Annotated in this window: 17 protein-coding genes; 14 read left to right on the top strand and 3 right to left on the bottom strand. The window is 66.9% G+C overall.

Annotated features, from left to right (window positions below; translation table 11 throughout):
- Positions 1-109 precede the first annotated feature (109 nt).
- From ggt to ntrC, 11 genes are all read left to right on the top strand, one after another.
- Entirely contained in the window at positions 110-1,729 is a 1,620-nt protein-coding gene (gene ggt / locus E5P3_RS22475; RefSeq protein ID WP_443083295.1) for a gamma-glutamyltransferase, read from the top strand.
- On the top strand, positions 1,729-2,487 hold the full coding sequence (locus E5P3_RS22470) for a pseudouridine synthase (protein WP_162587978.1): 759 nt from the start codon (positions 1,729-1,731) through the stop codon (positions 2,485-2,487). Before ggt ends, E5P3_RS22470 begins: the two co-directional genes overlap by 1 nt.
- 75 nt (positions 2,488-2,562) lie before the next feature.
- Positions 2,563-3,507: a YVTN family beta-propeller repeat protein gene (locus E5P3_RS22465; RefSeq protein ID WP_232073483.1), complete on the top strand. Its 945-nt coding sequence runs from the start codon at positions 2,563-2,565 to the stop codon at positions 3,505-3,507.
- Positions 3,494-4,294, top strand: coding sequence for a polysaccharide deacetylase family protein (locus tag E5P3_RS22460; protein WP_162587976.1), 801 nt, complete (start codon positions 3,494-3,496; stop codon positions 4,292-4,294). Before E5P3_RS22465 ends, E5P3_RS22460 begins: the two co-directional genes overlap by 14 nt.
- Before the next feature lie 19 nt (positions 4,295-4,313).
- Positions 4,314-5,285 carry a sterol desaturase family protein gene (locus tag E5P3_RS22455; protein WP_162587975.1) on the top strand — a complete coding sequence of 324 codons (972 nt, stop codon included), beginning with the start codon at positions 4,314-4,316 and terminating at the stop codon, positions 5,283-5,285.
- 122 nt (positions 5,286-5,407) lie between these two features.
- On the top strand, positions 5,408-6,280 hold the full coding sequence (locus E5P3_RS22450; protein ID WP_162587974.1) for an EI24 domain-containing protein: 873 nt from the start codon (positions 5,408-5,410) through the stop codon (positions 6,278-6,280).
- Positions 6,277-7,077, top strand: a complete 801-nt coding sequence (locus tag E5P3_RS22445; RefSeq protein ID WP_162587973.1) for a competence/damage-inducible protein A — start codon at positions 6,277-6,279, stop codon at positions 7,075-7,077. The genes E5P3_RS22450 and E5P3_RS22445 overlap by 4 nt, the downstream gene beginning before the upstream one ends.
- A gap of 149 nt (positions 7,078-7,226) precedes the next feature.
- Complete coding sequence (gene glnA, locus E5P3_RS22440; RefSeq protein WP_162576046.1) at positions 7,227-8,642, top strand: type I glutamate--ammonia ligase; 1,416 nt, start codon at positions 7,227-7,229, stop codon at positions 8,640-8,642.
- Positions 8,643-8,783: 141 nt separating this feature from the next.
- A complete protein-coding gene (locus tag E5P3_RS22435) occupies positions 8,784-9,290 on the top strand; it encodes a hypothetical protein (protein ID WP_162587972.1) in 507 nt (168 codons plus the stop codon).
- Positions 9,290-10,366 carry a nitrogen regulation protein NR(II) gene (gene glnL / locus E5P3_RS22430; protein WP_068685182.1) on the top strand — a complete coding sequence of 359 codons (1,077 nt, stop codon included), beginning with the start codon at positions 9,290-9,292 and terminating at the stop codon, positions 10,364-10,366. The genes E5P3_RS22435 and glnL overlap by 1 nt, the downstream gene beginning before the upstream one ends.
- A 20-nt stretch (positions 10,367-10,386) precedes the next feature.
- Positions 10,387-11,904, top strand: a complete 1,518-nt coding sequence (ntrC, locus tag E5P3_RS22425) for a nitrogen regulation protein NR(I) (RefSeq protein ID WP_162587971.1) — start codon at positions 10,387-10,389, stop codon at positions 11,902-11,904.
- Between the two features lie 24 nt (positions 11,905-11,928).
- Here the strand turns inward: ntrC and E5P3_RS22420 are convergent, their stop codons facing one another.
- The 3 genes from E5P3_RS22420 to E5P3_RS22410 form a co-directional block, all read right to left on the bottom strand.
- Positions 11,929-12,450 carry a hypothetical protein gene (locus tag E5P3_RS22420; protein WP_162587970.1) on the bottom strand — a complete coding sequence of 174 codons (522 nt, stop codon included), beginning with the start codon at positions 12,448-12,450 and terminating at the stop codon, positions 11,929-11,931.
- On the bottom strand, positions 12,447-13,226 hold the full coding sequence (gene xth, locus E5P3_RS22415) for an exodeoxyribonuclease III (protein ID WP_162587969.1): 780 nt from the start codon (positions 13,224-13,226) through the stop codon (positions 12,447-12,449). Before xth ends, E5P3_RS22420 begins: the two co-directional genes overlap by 4 nt.
- Before the next feature lie 116 nt (positions 13,227-13,342).
- Positions 13,343-14,251 (bottom strand): LysR family transcriptional regulator, encoded by a 909-nt coding sequence (locus tag E5P3_RS22410; RefSeq protein ID WP_162587968.1) that lies wholly within the window; start codon positions 14,249-14,251, stop codon positions 13,343-13,345.
- An 87-nt stretch (positions 14,252-14,338) separates the two neighbouring features.
- Between E5P3_RS22410 and E5P3_RS22405 the strand changes: the two genes are divergently transcribed.
- Genes E5P3_RS22405 through E5P3_RS22395 form a run of 3 tightly spaced genes read left to right on the top strand, consistent with a single transcriptional unit; the run spans position 14,339 to position 17,104 of the window.
- Positions 14,339-15,334: a 2Fe-2S iron-sulfur cluster-binding protein gene (locus tag E5P3_RS22405; protein WP_162589802.1), complete on the top strand. Its 996-nt coding sequence runs from the start codon at positions 14,339-14,341 to the stop codon at positions 15,332-15,334.
- A 28-nt stretch (positions 15,335-15,362) separates the two neighbouring features.
- Positions 15,363-16,628, top strand: coding sequence for an aromatic ring-hydroxylating dioxygenase subunit alpha (locus E5P3_RS22400; protein WP_162587967.1), 1,266 nt, complete (start codon positions 15,363-15,365; stop codon positions 16,626-16,628).
- Positions 16,629-16,630: 2 nt separating this feature from the next.
- Positions 16,631-17,104: an aromatic-ring-hydroxylating dioxygenase subunit beta gene (locus E5P3_RS22395; protein ID WP_162587966.1), complete on the top strand. Its 474-nt coding sequence runs from the start codon at positions 16,631-16,633 to the stop codon at positions 17,102-17,104.

The following is a 17,104-nucleotide window of genomic DNA, read 5'->3' as shown; positions in this document are numbered from 1 at the left end:
ACTCATGTGGACCACGGCAGCGCGCAGCGCGGTCGTGGCGGCGCTGGCGCTGGCTGGAGCGGCCCAACTGCATGCCGCTTCACAGGCGCCCGTGGCGGCCGAGAACGGCATGGTGGTGAGCGCTCAGCACCTGGCGACAAAGATCGGGGTGGACGTGCTCAAGCGCGGGGGCAATGCCATCGATTCGGCGGTGGCGGTGGGCTACGCGCTCGCGGTGGTTTATCCGGCGGCCGGAAACCTGGGCGGCGGCGGCTTCATGACTGTGCAACTGGCCGACGGCCGCAAGACTTTCCTCGACTTCCGCGAGAAGGCGCCCCTGGCGGCCACCGCCAATATGTACCTCGACAAGGAAGGCAATGTGGTCAAGGGCCTGAGCACCTTTGGCCATCTTGCAGTCGGCGTTCCGGGCACCGTTTCAGGCCTCGAACTGGCGCGCCAGAAATACGGCACCCTGCAGCGTGCCGCACTGATTGCGCCGGCGATCGCGCTGGCCGAACGCGGCTTCGCGCTGGAGCAGGGTGACATCGACATGCTCACCACAGCCACCGCCGAGTTCAAGAAGGATTCGGCCACCGGCGCGATCTTCCTCAACAAGGGCGAGCCCTTCGCGGTCGGCCAGAAACTGGTGCAGAAGGACTTGGCAAAAACGCTCAAGGCCATCAGCCAGAAGGGGCCCGACGGCTTCTACAAGGGCCCCGTCGGCGCGGCCATCGTTAAGTCGAGCCAGGAGGGCAAGGGCATCATCACCCAGGCCGACCTGGACCAGTACACGACCCGCGAGCTGGCGCCGATCGAATGCGACTACCGAGGCTACCGCGTGATCTCGGCGCCCCCGCCGAGTTCGGGTGGGGTGGTGATCTGCGAGATGCTGAACATCCTCGAGGGCTACCCGCTCAAGGACCTGGGCTTCCGCTCTGCCGAGGCGGTGCACTACCAGATCGAGGCCATGCGCCACGCCTACATGGACCGCAACAGCTACCTGGGCGATCCCGATTTCGTGAAAAACCCCCTCGACCGCCTGCTCGACAAGGGCTACGCCCAGAAGATCCGCGCGGTCATCGACCCGAAGAAGGCCGGCGTTTCCAAGGAACTCAAACCCGGCGTCCCGCCGCACGAAGGCAGCAATACGACCCACTATTCGATCGTCGATCAGTGGGGCAATGCGGTCTCCGTGACCTACACGCTCAATGACTGGTTCGGCGCCAAGGTCACGGCGGCCGGCACCGGGGTGCTGCTCAACAACGAGATGGACGACTTCACCTCCAAGGTGGGCGTGCCCAACCTCTACGGCCTGGTGCAGGGCGAGGCCAATTCCATCGCCCCGGGCAAGCGGCCGCTGTCCTCGATGAGCCCGACCATCATGACCAAGGACGGCAAGCCCGTCTTCGTGGTCGGCACGCCGGGGGGCAGCCGCATCATCACGGTGGTGCTCCACACCATCCTCAACGTGGTGGACTACGGCATGAACGTGCAGGAGGCGGTCGATGCACCGCGCTTTCACCAGCAGTGGCTGCCCGACGTGACCAATGTGGAGACCTTCGCGCTCAGTCCCGACACCCGCAAGATGCTGACCGACATGGGGCACAACCTCGGGGTGCCCCAGCCGGCCAATCATGTCGCGGCGATCATCGTCGGCGCGCCCTCGCTGGGCGGCAAGCCGGTGGGCAAGAACCGCTTCTACGGCGCCAACGACCCGCGCCGCAATACCGGACTCGCCCTCGGCTACTGATGCGCATCGAGGAGATCCTCTACACCCAGGGTTTCGGCACCCGGCGCGTTTGCGCCGGGCTGGTTCAACAAGGCTTCGTCCAGGTGGAAGGGGCAGCGGTCACCGATCCGGGCGCCGAGTTCGAGTTGCAGGGCCTGCGTTTCACCGTGCAGGGCAGCTCGTGGGAGTACCACGAGAAGGCCTATCTGATGTTGCACAAGCCGGCTGGCACCGAATGCTCGCAGAAGCCCTCGACCTACCCCAGCATCTACACGCTGCTGCCGGCGCCCCTGCGCCAGCGCCCCAACAAGGGCGCGGTGCAGGGTGTGCAAGCTATCGGGCGCCTGGACCAGGACACCACGGGGCTGCTTCTGCTGACCGACGACGGCCAGTTCATCCACCGCATGAGTTCGCCCAAGCACCACGTACCCAAGGTCTACGAGGTGGGTACGAAGCATCCGATCGATCCTGTCCAACTCGACCGGCTGCTGGCCGGCGTGGTGCTCGACGACGATCCCAAGCCGGTGCGGGCGGCGGCCTGCGAGGCGATCGGCCCGCTGCAGCTTCGGCTGACGTTGACGGAGGGCAAGTATCACCAGGTCAAGCGCATGGTTGCCGCCGTGGGCAATCGGGTCGAGACCCTGCACCGTTCCCGCATCGGCCCGCTCGCACTGCCGCAGGATCTGGCGCCCGGCCAGTGGCGGTGGCTGGAGACGGAGCAGGTCGAGGCCCTGCGAAATGCACGCGCCGGTCAGCCGCCAAACAGGATCGATCGTTAAAATTTGAAGCCTTCTTCCGGAACGTCCCCCTTGCGCTTCAAGTTCTCCGTCCCAGGCCGCCTTTTTGCGGCCTTTTTGTTTGCCTGCCTGGCGCTGCCTTCGCTGGCTGCCGAGCCGCCACCGGTCTTCGTGCTCAATTCGCTCGATGCCACGGTGAGCGTGATCGATCCGGCCAACTGGAGCGAGAAGCAGCGCATCCCGACCGGCAAGGAGCCGCATCATCTCTACCTCTCGCCCGACGAGAGCTCGCTGATCGTCGCCAACTCGGCGGGCGATTCGCTGACCTTCCTCAATCCCCGTACGGCGGAGGTTCAGCGCGTGGTCTACGGCATCATCGATCCGTATCACCTGCGCTTCTCGCCGGACATGAAGTGGTTCGTCACAGCCGGCAACCGGCTCAACCATGTCGATATCTACCGCTGGGACGGCAAGGAGCCCAAGCTGGTCAAGCGCATCCCGTCGGGCAAGACACCGAGCCACATCTGGATCGACGGCAAGAGCACCACTGCCTACGTGACCATGCAGGACAGCGACGAGCTGGTCGCCGTCGACCTGGCCACCCAGACCATCCGCTGGCGCACCCCTACCGGGCCGATGCCCGCCGACATCTTCGGGATCCACGACGGCAAGACCCTGCTGGTGGGGCTCACCGGCAGCGACGGCGTGCAGGTCTTCGACGTCGCGGGGCCGCAGCCCAAGCAGGTCGGCAAGATCCCGACCGGCAAGGGCGCCCATGCCTTCCGCTCGGCCGGCGACGGCCGCAGCGTTTTCGTCAGCAACCGCGTGGCCAACAGCATCAGCCGCATCGACCTGCAGACCCTGCAGGTCGTCGACACCTACCCGGTGCCCGGCGGACCCGACTGCATGGATGTCTCGGCCGACGGCAAGACGCTCTACGTGACCTCGCGCTGGGCCAAAAAGCTCAGCGTGGTCGACCTGGCAGGCCACAAGGTGGTGAGGCAGGTGCCCGTCGGCCGCTCGCCCCACGGCGTCTGGACCCTGGATCATGCAAAGCGCTAGGGCCGCGGCCGCTTTCTTCCTTCTTCTTGCAGTGGCCGTCGCGCCCGCCGGCGCCCTCGCGCAAGGCAACTGCGCCAAGCCGGTCTACCTGAGCTTCGACACCGGCCACATGGGGGTGGCGCCGCTGGTGGCGGATGTGCTCAGGCGCCAGGACGTGCGCGTTACCTTCTTCGCCGCGGCCGAGCGCACCCAGACGGGCGGCGACAGCCTGGACAGCCAGTGGGCGCCGTGGTGGAAGGCGAGGGCGGCCGAGGGCCATGAATTCGCCTCCCACACCTACGATCACGCCTACTGGCGAGGCGACATCAAGGGCATCGCGCCGCGCTTTCGCATCCAGCCCTCGTCCGGTGCCTTCGCCGGACGGCAGTTCACCTGGGATGCGGAGCAGTACTGTGCAGACATCGTCAAGGCCTCCGATCGGCTGCAGCACATCACCGGCAAGAAGCCGCTGCCGCTGTTCCGGGCCCCGGGCGGCAAGACCTCGCCCAAGCTGCTGGCGGCGGCCAAGGCTTGCGGCTATGAGCACGTGGGCTGGTCGCCGGCCGGCTTCCTGGGCGACGAGCTGCCGAGCGAGAAATTCAGCAACGAAAAGCTGCTGCAACAGGCCCTCGATGGCATTCGACCTGGCGACATCCTCGTCGCGCACTTGGGCATCTGGTCGCGCAAGGATCCATGGGCGCCGGCGGTGCTGGAACCCTTGATCGTCGGGCTCAAGGCCAAAGGCTTCTGCTTCAAGACGCTGCGCCAGCATCCGGCCTATCGTGCCTGGATCGCATCGCATTCCTGAATCGCGTGGTACTGTGCCGATGGACTGGATGACCGACATCTTCGCCAACGTGCAGCAGTGGCTCTTCGAAGCCGCGGTGCAGCCGCTGGTCTACGCCGTCGGCCTCGGCGGCTGGGTCGAGGACGCCTTCGACGGCACGGGCTGGCTGTTGGTCGGGCTGATCCAGATCGGCGTGCTGGTCGCGCTCATCGGGCCGCTGCAGCGATGGCGCCCGGCCGAGCCGGTGGTCGACCGGCCGGCCATCCGCACCGACGTCCTCTATACGCTGATCCATCGGCTGGGCTTGTTTCGCCTGGCCATGTTCTTCGCGGTCGATCCGCTGTTCGACGAGGTGCTGGGCGCGGTGCGTGCGGCGGGGTGGGGCTCCGTCCACCTCGACCAGCTCTGGCCGGGCCTGACCGACATTCCCTGGGTCGCCTTCGCCATCTACCTGGTGGTGCTGGATTTCGTCGAGTACCTCATCCACCGCGGACAGCACCGCTTCAACTGGTGGTGGGCGCTGCATTCGCTGCACCACTCGCAGCGCCAGATGACCATGTGGAGCGACAACCGCAACCACCTGCTCGACGACCTCATCCACGACTCGATCATCGTCGTGGTGGCCCAGCTGATCGGCGTGGCGCCGGGGCAGTTCATCGCCATCGTCGCCTTCACGCAACTCAGCGAGAGCCTGCAGCATGCCAACCTGCGCTGGAGCTTCGGCGCGCTCGGCGAGCGGCTCTGGATCAGCCCGCGCTTTCATCGCGTGCACCACAGCATCGGCATCGGCCACGAATCGAAGGGCCCGCGCACGCTCGGTGGCCAGAACTTCGGCGTGCTGCTGCCGTGGTGGGACATGCTCTTTCGCACCGTCAATTTCGAGGAGCGTTACGACCCGACGGGCGTGCGCGACCAGGTCGAGCCCGATGCGCATGGCCGCCTGCGGGATTACGGCCGCGGCTTCTGGTCGCAGCAGTGGCTGGGCCTGAAGCGCCTGGCCGGCCGCGGCTGAACAAGGGCGCACTGGAGCACCTTCGCCTTCGGCGACGGTGCTGTTCGCCTTCGAAGCGCCACGCGGCTCATGCGAGGGTCACTGAGCCGGCGTTCACGCGCTGGCGTTATCCTCTGCCCCCGATGCGTCTCCTCCTCGACTCCTTCTGGCGATCGGTTGCCTATTGCATGCACCCGCGGGTGATCGTGCTGTCGCTGCTCCCGCTCGGGCTCATGGTGGTGCTGGCGGCGCTGCTCGGTTACTTCTACTGGGACGCCACGGTTGCCTGGACCCGGGGGGCGCTCGAGGCCTGGCCGCTGCTGGCCAGTTTTTGGGGCTGGATCGGTCGGTTGTTCTCCGGCGACGTCACCTCCGTGGTCGCGCCGATGGTGGTGGTGATCGCCGCGACGCCGTTGCTCGTGGTGGTGGCGCTGCTGGTCGTCTCCGGCCTGATGGCGCCGGCGCTGACGCGACTGGTGGCCGAGCGCCGCTTCCCGGCGCTGGAGGAGAAGAAGGGCGCTTCCTTCGTCGGCAGCGTGTTCCGCTCGCTGGGCCTGACGGTGCTGGCGCTGCTCGCGCTGGTGGTTTCGATGCCGCTGTGGCTGATCCCGCCGCTGGTGCTGATCCTGCCGCCGCTGATCTGGGGCTGGCTGACCTACCGCGTGATGAGTTTCGACGCCCTCGCAGAGCATGCGAGCCCCGAGGAGCGTGCAACCCTGCTGCGCGCCCACCGGCTGCCCCTGCTCGGCATCGGCGTGCTGTGCGGCTACCTGGGCGCCGCGCCCAGCATCGTCTGGGCGTCCGGGCTGCTCTTCGTCGCTGCCTTCCTGGTGCTGGCGCCGCTCGCGATCTGGATCTATACGCTGGTGTTCGCGTTTTCCGCGCTCTGGTTCTCGCACTACTGCCTGGATGCGCTGGCCAAGCTGCGGGCGCAGCGTGCGGCAGCGGCCCTTCCCACCACGACGGCCGAGGCGGCGGACGCCCGCGCTGTCGCAACCCAATGGGGTGCTCCATGACCCGTCTCATCGGCCTGCTCGTCGTCGGCGACGAGATCCTCTCGGGCAAGCGCGCCGACAAGCACATGCCCAAACTGATCGAGCTGCTCGCCGCCCGCGGCCTGCAACTGGCCTGGGCCGAATACGTCGGCGATGAGCCGACCCGCATCACGGCTGCGCTGGGCCGCGCCTTCGCCTCGGGCGACATCGTGTTCTCCACCGGCGGCATCGGCGCCACGCCCGACGATCACACGCGCCAGTGCGCGGCCGCGGCGCTGGGCGTGCCGCTGGCCCTGCATCCCGAGGCCGAGGCCCTGATCCGGGAACGCATGCAGGATACGGCGCGCGAGCAGGGCACCATCTACGAGCCGGACCGCCCCGACAACATCCATCGCCTCAACATGGGCGTGTTCCCGCTCGGGGCCAGGATCATCCGCAACCCCTACAACAAGATTCCCGGCTTCAGCGTGGCTGACGTGCATTTCGTCCCCGGCTTCCCCGTCATGGCCTGGCCGATGATCGAGTCGGTGCTCGACGAACGCTACGGCCACCTGTTCGGCCACCACCGCTCGGTCGAGAAGTCGGTGATCGTCTACGGGACCATGGAAGCCACGCTCACGCCGCTGATGGAGGCCGTCGAGCGCGCGCATCCGGGCATCAAGGTCTTCAGCCTGCCCAGCGTCGACCACGCCGAGTACGGCCGTCACATCGAGCTCGGCGTCAAGGGGGACCCCCAGCGCGTCGATGCGGCCTATTCGCAGCTGCGCGAGGGCTTGCACAGTTTTAATGCGCGCCTAGGCCCTGAATTGGTGCGTTGATTTGCCAGGCACCAGTTTGGTTACAACTTGCCTGTTTTTGGGCGCACCGCCGGGGGTTGAATGGCCCTTCATGCCCCCGACAATGGCACAGAAACTGCATCTCGATCCCCGCTGTATTTCCAACCACTACCAATCCTAGGAGAAGCCTGATGGCTAAGACCGTCGCCGATGTACTGAAACTCGTCAAGGAAAACGAGGTCAAGTTCGTCGACTTTCGATTCACCGACACCCGCGGTAAAGAGCAGCACGTGACCGTGCCGGTCTCGCACTTCGACGAGGGCAAGTTCAACGACGGTCACGCCTTCGACGGCTCGTCGATCGCCGGTTGGAAGGGCATCGAGGCCTCGGACATGCTGCTCATGCCCGATCCGAACACGGCCAACATCGACCCCTTCTTCGAAGAGACCACCCTGATCCTGACCTGCGACGTGGTCGACCCCACCGACGGCAAGCCCTATGAGCGCGATCCGCGCTCCCTGGCCAAGCGTGCCGAGGCCTACATGAAGGCTTCCGGCCTGGGCGACACCGCCTTCTTCGGGCCGGAGCCCGAGTTCTTCGTCTTCGACGGCGTGCGCTGGCAGAACGACATGTCCGGCTGCTTCGTCAAGATCGAGTCCGAAGAGGCCTCGTGGAACACCGGCAAGGAGTTCGAGCACGGCAACACGGGCCACCGCCCGGCGGTCAAGGGCGGCTACTTCCCCGTCCCGCCGGTCGACAGCTTCCAGGACATGCGCTCCGAAATGTGCCTGGTGCTCGAGTCGCTGGGCATCCCGGTCGAAGTGCATCACCACGAAGTGGCGAACGCCGGCCAGATGGAGCTCGGCACCAAGTTCAGCACGCTGATCCAGCGCGCCGACTGGGTCCAGCTGCAGAAGTACGTGATCCACAACGTGGCCCACGCCTATGGCAAGACCGCGACCTTCATGCCCAAGCCCATCGTCGGCGACAACGGCTCCGGCATGCATGTGCACCAGTCGGTCTGGAAGGACGGCAAGAACCTGTTTGCCGGCGACGGCTACGCGGGCCTGAGCGACTTCGCGCTGCACTACATCGGCGGCATCATCAAGCATGCCCGCGCGCTGAACGCCATCACCAACCCTGGCACCAACAGCTACAAGCGCCTGGTGCCCGGCTTCGAAGCCCCGGTCAAGCTGGCCTACTCGGCCAAGAACCGCTCGGCTTCCATCCGCATCCCCTTCGTGGCCAACCCGAAGGGCCGCCGCGTCGAGGCGCGCTTCCCCGATCCGATGATGAACCCCTACCTCGGCTTCGCCGCCATGCTGATGGCCGGCCTGGACGGCGTCGAGAACAAGATCCATCCGGGCGAGGCCGCCAGCAAGGACCTCTACCACCTGCCCCCGGAAGAAGACGCGCTGATCCCGACCGTTTGCCACAGCCTCGACCAGGCGCTCGACTACCTCGACAAGGACCGTGCGTTCCTGACCAAGGGCGGCGTGTTCACCGATGCCTACATCGACGCCTATATCGACCTCAAGATGCAGGAAGTCACGCGCTTCCGCATGGCCACGCACCCGGTCGAGTTCGACATGTACTACTCCCTGTAAGGGCATCGCCCCTCCCGGGCGCCTTTCGGTGAAATAAAGGACGGCTTGCCGTCCTTTTTTCTTGGGGCGATGGCCCCCCGTGGCGGCGCCATCGAATTGCATGAAAATGCCATCCGGTTGCCCACTTTTCATACGATGATCATGAAGACTTCTTTCGTTTACCTGCTGGCCGCCATGGCAGCGGCCGGCGTTCACATGCAGGCCCAGGCGCAGCAGGAACGCGTCTGGCGCTGCGGCAACGAATACACCAACAACGCAGCCATGGCCCAGCAACGCGGCTGCAAGGTCATGGAAGGCGGCAACGTGACCGTGGTGCAGGGAAGCCGGCCGGTCGCTGCGGCCGCCCCCAGCAGCGGTGGCGCCGTGCGGGCCCCTGCCGGCAGCCCGCGTGTCGAAAGCGTCGACCAGCGCGCCCGCGACGGCGAAGCCCGCTCGGTGCTGGAGTCCGAGCTCAAGAAGGCCGAGGAGCGCCAGGCCCAGCTGCTCAGGGAATACAACAACGGCGAGCCCGAGAAGCAGGGCAGCGAGTCCCGCAACTACCAGAAGTACCTCGACCGCGTGGCCGAGATGAAGGCCGAGATCGCCCGTAACGAGAGCGACATCGCCGGCATCCGCCGGGAAATCGGCCGGCTGCCGGCCACGCGCTGATGGCCTTCGGCAAGTCCGCTGCCGCCGCCAAGCGCTTCCAGGCTTTCGACCTCCTTTCCACGCTGATCGCGGTGGTGCGCACCGACGGCTCGGTGCTCTTCGCCAATGCTGGCCTCGAGGACGCGCTGGGCACCTCGCGCCGTACGCTCGAAGGCTCGCAGTTCGGCGCCTGCTTCCACGAACCCCAGGTGCTGCGCACCGCCATCGACGGCGCGCGCAGCAACGACTTCGCCACGCTGCGCTACGAGGCCTTCCTGCGCCGCGTCAACCACGAGCTGATGCCCGTGCAGGTGACGCTCGCGCAGGGCGATCGCAAGGGCGAGCTGATCATCGAGATGTCGCCACTCGAGCAGCAAGTGCGGCAGGACCGCGAGGAGCGCCTGCTCGACCAGGCGCAGGCGAACAAGGAGCTGATCCGCAACCTCGCGCACGAAATCAAGAACCCGCTGGGCGGCATTCGCGGCGCGGCGCAGCTGCTGCAGATGGAGGTGGAGTCGCGCGACCTGGTCGAGTACACGCAGGTCATCATCCACGAGGCCGATCGCCTGCAGACCCTCGTCGATCGCCTGCTGGCGCCGCACCGCCGCCCGCACGTGGTCGGCGACGTCAACATCCACGAAGTCTGCGAGCGCGTGCGTTCGGTGATCCTCGCCGAGTTCCCGCGCGACCTGCATATCGAGCGCGACTTCGACGTATCGATTCCGGAGTTTCGCGGCGACCGCGAGCAACTCATTCAGGCCACGCTCAACATCGTTCACAACGCGGCGCAGGCGCTCGCCGAGCGGCGCGCGGCCGGCGACGCGCGCATCACCTTCAAGACCCGCATCGCGCGTCAGGTGATATTCAACAAGCAGTGGTATCGACTGGCACTGGAATTGCATGTCATCGACAATGGACCGGGTGTGCCGGACGCGATCAAGGACCGCATCTTCTATCCGCTGGTGTCGGGCAGGGAGGGCGGAACAGGCCTTGGATTGACGCTGGCACAAACTTTCGTGCAACAGCACCACGGCGTGATCGAGTGCGACAGTGTTCCGGGCCGGACTGATTTCAAGATATTGATACCGTTGCCTTAGGACAGGGAAGAAGGAACTGCATGAAGCCGATCTGGATAGTGGATGACGACCAATCGATACGCTTCGTGCTGGAAAAAGCGCTGCTGCGCGAGGACCTGCCCACCCGCAGCTTCACCAACACCCGCGAGGTGCTCGCCGCGCTCGAAGCCGCGGCCGACGACGAGATGCTCGGCCCCCAGGTGCTGGTGAGCGATATCCGCATGCCGGGCGGCTCGGGCCTGGAACTGCTCGACAAGATCAAGGCCAAGCATCCCGGCCTGCCGGTCATCATCATGACCGCCTTCTCCGACCTCGACAGCGCTGTCTCGGCCTTCCAGGGCGGTGCCTTCGAGTACCTCCCCAAGCCCTTCGACCTGCCGCGCGCCGTGGAACTGATCCGCCGCGCCGTCGACGAGAGCCAGCGCGAGGAAGTGGCCGAGGAGCGCATGGCCGCCACCCCCGAAATGCTGGGCCAGGCGCCGGCCATGCAGGACGTGTTCCGCGCGATCGGGCGGTTGTCGCAGAGCAACGTGACGGTGCTGATCACCGGCGAGTCCGGTAGCGGCAAGGAACTGGTCGCGCGCGCGCTGCACAAGCATTCGCCACGCGCCAACGGGCCCTTCGTGGCCATCAACACCGCGGCGATCCCGAAGGACCTGCTCGAGAGCGAGCTCTTCGGCCACGAACGCGGTGCCTTCACCGGCGCGCAGACCATGCGGCGCGGGCGCTTCGAGCAGGCCGAGGGCGGCACGCTCTTCCTCGACGAGATCGGCGACATGCCCTTCGACCTGCAGACGCGCCTGCTGCGCGTGCTGAGCGATGGGCACTTCTACCGCGTGGGCGGCCATAACTCGGTCAAGGCCAACGTGCGCGTGATCGCTGCCACGCACCAGGACCTGGAGCTGCGCGTGAAGCAGGGCGGCTTCCGCGAAGACCTGTTCCACCGCCTCAACGTCATCCGGCTGCGGCTGCCGGCCTTGCGCGAACGGGGCGAGGACGTGCCCGCACTCACCCGCCACTTCCTGCAGCAGAGCGCCAAGCAGCTCGGCGTCGAGCCCAAGCGCATTTCTGACGCGGCGCTGGCGCGGCTGTCGACCTTCGATTTCCCCGGCAACGTCCGGCAGCTCGAGAACATCTGCCACTGGCTGACCGTGATGGCGCCGGCGCAGCTGATCGAGGCCAAGGACCTGCCCCCCGAGGTGATGGCCGGTGCGCCGGTCGAGGCGCCGCTCTCCGCACCGAGCGCCGCCCCTTCGGCGCTCGCCGAACGCGAGGCGGCCGCTCCTTCGGCCGTCCCCCCCGCGGCCGCTGTGCCGGCGGCCCCGGCTGCCGCCGTCGGCCAGGTCGCCGGCTGGGAAAGCGGCCTGGAGCAGGAAGCCCAGAGCCTGCTGGCGGCCGGGCGCCACGACGTCTGGGACGCGCTGTCGCGCCGCTTCGAGTCGCGCCTGATTCTCACCGCCCTGGCCAACACGCGGGGCCGCCGCATCGAGGCAGCGCAGAAGCTCGGCATCGGCCGCAACACCATCACCCGCAAGATCCAGGAACTGGGCCTGGAGTAGGTCCGCGCAGGCCGCGGCCTGCGCTCAGCGGCTGCGCTGCCCCAGCGTCAGCGTGTCGAGCTGGAACTGGCCGCTCTTGTCCCACAGCCAGGTGTCGACATAGGTGTGTGCGCCGAGCTTGCCCGGGTTCGGCAGCGGTGAGGCCTCGCGGATCAGCTCGGCGATCTTGCCGCTCACCTCCGGCGCGTGGCTCGGCGTGCGCGTGAAGTGCACGCCGGTCACCCGGCCCGTGGCGTCGATGTCGGTCTCGGTCACCACGACCGCATACACCAGCGGCGGGATCTTCCCCTTGTAGATGCGCTTGGGATAGGCGTTGTAGATGTGCCGGGCGCCGAGCTTCCGATAGGCGCGCACCGCCGGCGTCTGCGCGGTGATGAGGCGCACAGTGGGCACCTCGGCCGAGGGCCCGGGCACTTCGTCCGCAGGCTTGTCCTTGTCGCGCGAAGCCGCGGGGGCTGCTGCGTCCGGCTTCAAAATCGAGCAGGCGGAGAGGCCGAGTGCGGCCGCGAGCAGCGCGGCCTTGAATGCAGTAGCGCAAGTTCTCATGCGTGGAGCTCCAGGATCACGGGTGCATGGTCGCTGGGCTTGTCCCACTTTCGGGGCACGCGGTCGATGACGCAGCCCTTCGCCTGCGGCACCAGGGGCTCGCTCACCAGGATGTGGTCGATGCGCAGCCCGCGGTTCTTCTGGTAGCCCAGCATGCGGTAGTCCCACCACGAGTAGCTCTTCTCCGGCTGCTCGAACAAGCGGAAGCTGTCCACCAGTCCGAGCTGCAGCAGGGCCTTGAAGTGCTCGCGCTCCTCGGTGGTGTGATGGATGGTCTCGGCCAGGCCCGCGGGATCGAAGCTGTCGCGGTCCTCCGGCGCGATGTTGAAGTCGCCCAGCAGCGCCAGCCGCGGATGCGCCGCCAGCTCTTCGCGCAGCCAGTCGCGCAGCGCGCGCAGCCAGCTCATCTTGTAGGCGAACTTCTCGGTGCCTGGCGCCTGTCCGTTGACGAAATAGCCGTTCACGACGCGCAATCCGCCGGCGGGTGTGTCGACCGTGGCGCTGATCACGCGCGAATGGTCATCGGCGAAGCCGCCGATGTTCTTCGCGACGTCGCGCAACGGCGCGAGGCTCAGGATCGCGACGCCGTTGTAGGTCCGCTGGCCGAACACCGCGGCGTGATAGCCGGCCGACTTCAGTACGTCCAGCGGGAACTTGTCGTCGCTCATCTTGAGCTCCTGCAGGCACAACACGTCGACGGGGTTGGCGATCAGCCAGTCCAGCACATGCTGGAGCCGGGCGGTGAGGGAATTGACATTCCAGGTGGCAATTTTCATGAACGGCGTGTGAACGGCTTGGGGTTGATCCAGGTGCAGGACCGAAGCGTACCCGAGTCGCGCGGCCGTTTCCGTACGACGGGAGCGCATAGGGGGTTGGCGCTGCGGCAGGCCAGTCAGCTGTCCGCGAAGTGCTCGAACAGCAGCCCGCGCAGCCACTGGTTGCCCGGGTCGCGGTGGAAGCGCGCATGCCAGAAGCAGTTGATCGCGATCTCCGGCAGCTTCGCCGGGTGCGCGCGCCAGACCAGCCCGAAGGGCTCAGCGATGCTGCGGGCCAGGCGTTCGGGCACGGTGGCGATCATCGGCGTGGCGCGCAGGATGTGGCCGATGGCGACGAAGTGCGGCACCGTCAGGCGGATGCGGCGCGCGATGCCCTGCGCGGCCATCAGCTCGTCGACCTGGCCGTGGCCTGTGCCAACGGCCTGCACCAGCAGGTGGTCGGCGGCCGAGAAGTCCTTGAGCGAAAGCCGCGGCTTGGCGGCCAGCGGATGCGCCGCGCTGAACAGGCATACATAGCGCTGCCGGAACAGGCGCCGCTGGAAGATGCTGGCCTTCAGCTGCGGCAGCAGTCCGATGGCGATGTCCACGTGGCCGGCCTCCATCGCATCGCGCAGGTTGACGGCGGTGTTTCGCACGGTGCTGATCGTCACCCCCGGCGCGGTGCGCGCGAGCAGTTCCATGAGCAGCGGCGTGAAGTAGATCTCGCCGATGTCGGTCATCGCGAGCGTGAAGCCGCGCGTGCTGGTGGCCGGCTCGAAGACGGTGTGCTGGTTCAGCGCGCCGTGCAGCGCGCTCATGGCATAGGCCACCGGCTCTGCCAGCTGCAGCGCGAAGGGCGTGGGCTCCATGCCGCGCGCAGTGCGCAGGAACAGCTCGTCGCCGAACACGCGGCGCAGCCGCGCCAGCGCATTGCTGATGGCCGGCTGCGACAGGCCTAGCGTCTCGGCCACCGTCGAGACGCGCTTCTCGGCCAGCATGCGGTCGAAGACGAGGAGCAGATTGAGGTCGATGTCCTTGAGCTGCATGCGCGCAGACCTTTATTCACGGCAGTGATTCGGTAGATTCACGAGATTCTATTGGCCAATGTGCGTCCGGAGCCGATGATCGGCGCCATGGACCTGCACATCCGCCCCCTGGGCCGCACCCTCGACGTTCGCCCCGGCGCGAACCTGCTCGAGGTCCTGCGCGAGCACCAGGTGCCGGTCTCGTACAGCTGCATGGCCGGGCGCTGCGGCACCTGCCGCTGCAAGCTGGTCGAAGGCCGGCTGCTCGACGGCGGGCCGGGGCCGGGCGCGATGCGGCCCGAGGGCCTCCGCGAGCAGCACGTGCTGGCCTGCCAGAGCACGCTGACCGAAAGCTGCACCATCGAGATCCCCGAGCCCGACGAGGTGGTGGTGCACCCGGCGCGCATCGTCAAGGCCACCATCGCAGGCATCGACATGCTCACCCACGACATCCGGCGGCTGCGCCTGAAGCCGGCCAAGCCGCTGTCCTTCTCGCCGGGGCAGTACGCCCAGCTGCAGTTCGCGCCCGAGCATGTGCGGCCCTATTCGATGGCGCGCACGAGCGGCGACGCGGAGCTGGAATTCCATGTGCGCCGCGTGCCGGGTGGCCGCGTCACCGACTACGTGTTCGACAAGCTCAAGCCGGGCGACGCGGTGCGCGTGAGCGGGCCGATGGGCGCGGCCTACCTGCGAACGCGGCACGACGGCCCCATCCTCTGCGCGGCCGGCGGCACGGGGCTGGCGCCCGTGCTGGCGATCGTGCGCGGCGCGATCGAGGCCGGCATGGCCAACCCGATCCATCTCTACTTCGGCGTGCGCTCGGACGCGGACGTGTACGGACTCGAGGAGCTGCGCGAGCTGCAGGCGCTGCATCCGGCACTGAAGGTGCATGTCGTCGGCGTCACCGGGCCGATGCGCCCGGGCATGCGCCAGGGCCTGATCACCGACGCCATCCGCGCCGACTGGCCCGCCGGCTTCGAGGGCTGGCGTGCCTACCTCTGCGGTTCGCCGCCGATGGTGGAGGCGGTCACGCTGCTGCTCGAGGAGCGCGGGCTGCCCACTGAGAAGATCCATGCCGACGCCTTCTATCCTCAGGCGGCCTGAAGCGAAGACCAGAAGAAAGGAGACCCCCATGACGAACGCCAACCCCTCCACCGTCTTCCCGCGGGAGCTGCGATGGGAATCGGAGAAGACCAGCCGCATTCCCTTCATGGCCTACACCGGCGAGCAACAGCACAAGAAGGAGCTGGAGCGCTTCTTCTACAGCAAGCACTGGTGCTACGTCGGCCTGGAGGCGGAGATCCCGAACGCGGGCGACTTCAAGCGCACCGCGATCGGCGAGCGCTCGGTGATCATGGTGCGCGACGCCGACGGCGGCATCAACGTGGTGGAGAACGTCTGCGCTCATCGCGGCATGCGCTTTTGCCGCGAGCGGCAGGGCAACCGCAAGGAGTTCGTCTGCCCCTACCACCAGTGGAACTACACGTTGAAGGGCGACCTGCAGGGCGTGCCCTTCCGCCGCGGCGTGAAGCAGGACGGCAAGGTCAACGGCGGCATGCCGGCCGACTTCAAGACGGAGGAGAACAGCCTCAACAAACTGAAGGTGGCGACGCGCGGCGGTGTGGTCTTCGCGTCCTTCGACCATGAAATCGAGTCGCTGGAGGACTTCATGGGGCCGGCGATCCTGCACTACTTCGATCGCCTTTTCGATGGCCGGAAGCTGAAGATCCTCGGCTACAACCGCCAGCGCATCCCGGGCAACTGGAAGCTGATGCAGGAGAACATCAAGGATCCGTACCACCCCGGCCTGCTGCACACCTGGTTCGTGACCTTCGGGCTCTGGCGCGCCGACAACAAGTCGGAACTGAGGATGGACGCGCGCGGCCGTCACGCCGCGATGATCTCGACCCGCGGCAGCGCCGGCAAGGCGGCGCAGGTCACGCAGGTTTCCAGCTTCAAGGAGAGCATGCAGTTGAAGGACCCCCGCTTCCTGGACATCGTGCCCGAGTCCTGGTGGGGCGGGCCGACCGCGGTGATGACGACGCTGTTCCCGAGCGTGATCCTGCAGCAGCAGGTCAACAGCGTCTCGACGCGCCACATCCAGCCGGTGGGCCACGACGCCTTCGATTTCGTGTGGACGCACTTCGGCTTCGAGGACGACAGCGAGGAGATGCAGCAGCGCCGCCTGCGCCAGGCCAACCTGTTCGGGCCGGCGGGCTTCGTCTCGGCCGATGACGGCGAGGTGATCGAGTTCTCGCAGCAGGGCTTCGAGCAGAAGCCCTACCACCGCACGCTGGCCGAGCTCGGCGGGCGCGAAGTGGAGGACACCGATCACATGGTGACCGAGACGCTGATCCGCGGCATGTACAAGTACTGGCGCGAGGTGATGGAGGCATGACCATGGGCTTTGAAGACTACTTCGCGCTCAACCAGCTCTACGCCGACTACGCGCGCGCCGTCGATTCCGGCAACTGGGACCTGTGGCCCGCCTTCTTCATCGAGGACTGCAGCTACCGCCTGCAGCCGCGCGAGAACCACGAGCGCGGCCTGCCGCTGGCCACGCTTTCGTTCGAAAGCCGGGGCATGCTGGAGGACCGGGTCTACGGCATCCGCGAGACCCTTTTCCACGACCCCTACTACCAGCGCCACGTGGTCGGCCAGCCGCTCGTGCACAAGGTCGACGCCGACGGCACCATCCACAGCGAGGCCAACTACGCGGTGTTCCGCACCAAGCTGAGCGAGCTGTCCACCGTCTTTAACGTGGGCCGCTACATCGACACCGTCGTGCGCAGGCCCGAAGGGCTGAAGTTCGCGTCGCGGCTGGTGGTGTACGACAGCGAAATGATCCCGAACTCCATCATCTACCCGATCTGA

It is taken from the genome of Variovorax sp. RA8 (assembly GCF_901827175.1).
Classification (GTDB): domain Bacteria; phylum Pseudomonadota; class Gammaproteobacteria; order Burkholderiales; family Burkholderiaceae_C; genus Variovorax.
The sequence above is the reverse complement of the archived record's forward strand: the minus strand, read 5'-3'. Positions and strand labels throughout refer to the sequence as shown.

What these genes read in the sequence shown, in the direction of transcription:
- ggt (WP_443083295.1), top strand. Translation starts at nt 110, where the DNA reads ATGGTGGTGAGCGCTCAGCACCTGGCGACAAAGATCGGGGTGGACGTG.
- ntrC (WP_162587971.1), top strand. Translation starts at nt 10,387, where the DNA reads ATGAAGCCGATCTGGATAGTGGATGACGACCAATCGATACGCTTCGTG.
- E5P3_RS22450 (WP_162587974.1), top strand. Translation starts at nt 5,408, where the DNA reads ATGCGTCTCCTCCTCGACTCCTTCTGGCGATCGGTTGCCTATTGCATG.
- E5P3_RS22470 (WP_162587978.1), top strand. Translation starts at nt 1,729, where the DNA reads ATGCGCATCGAGGAGATCCTCTACACCCAGGGTTTCGGCACCCGGCGC.
- xth (WP_162587969.1), bottom strand. Translation starts at nt 13,226, where the DNA reads ATGAAAATTGCCACCTGGAATGTCAATTCCCTCACCGCCCGGCTCCAG.
- E5P3_RS22435 (WP_162587972.1), top strand. Translation starts at nt 8,784, where the DNA reads ATGAAGACTTCTTTCGTTTACCTGCTGGCCGCCATGGCAGCGGCCGGC.
- E5P3_RS22405 (WP_162589802.1), top strand. Translation starts at nt 14,339, where the DNA reads ATGGACCTGCACATCCGCCCCCTGGGCCGCACCCTCGACGTTCGCCCC.
- glnL (WP_068685182.1), top strand. Translation starts at nt 9,290, where the DNA reads ATGGCCTTCGGCAAGTCCGCTGCCGCCGCCAAGCGCTTCCAGGCTTTC.
- glnA (WP_162576046.1), top strand. Translation starts at nt 7,227, where the DNA reads ATGGCTAAGACCGTCGCCGATGTACTGAAACTCGTCAAGGAAAACGAG.
- E5P3_RS22400 (WP_162587967.1), top strand. Translation starts at nt 15,363, where the DNA reads ATGACGAACGCCAACCCCTCCACCGTCTTCCCGCGGGAGCTGCGATGG.
- E5P3_RS22395 (WP_162587966.1), top strand. Translation starts at nt 16,631, where the DNA reads ATGGGCTTTGAAGACTACTTCGCGCTCAACCAGCTCTACGCCGACTAC.
- E5P3_RS22460 (WP_162587976.1), top strand. Translation starts at nt 3,494, where the DNA reads ATGCAAAGCGCTAGGGCCGCGGCCGCTTTCTTCCTTCTTCTTGCAGTG.
- E5P3_RS22410 (WP_162587968.1), bottom strand. Translation starts at nt 14,251, where the DNA reads ATGCAGCTCAAGGACATCGACCTCAATCTGCTCCTCGTCTTCGACCGC.
- E5P3_RS22445 (WP_162587973.1), top strand. Translation starts at nt 6,277, where the DNA reads ATGACCCGTCTCATCGGCCTGCTCGTCGTCGGCGACGAGATCCTCTCG.
- E5P3_RS22455 (WP_162587975.1), top strand. Translation starts at nt 4,314, where the DNA reads ATGGACTGGATGACCGACATCTTCGCCAACGTGCAGCAGTGGCTCTTC.
- E5P3_RS22420 (WP_162587970.1), bottom strand. Translation starts at nt 12,450, where the DNA reads ATGAGAACTTGCGCTACTGCATTCAAGGCCGCGCTGCTCGCGGCCGCA.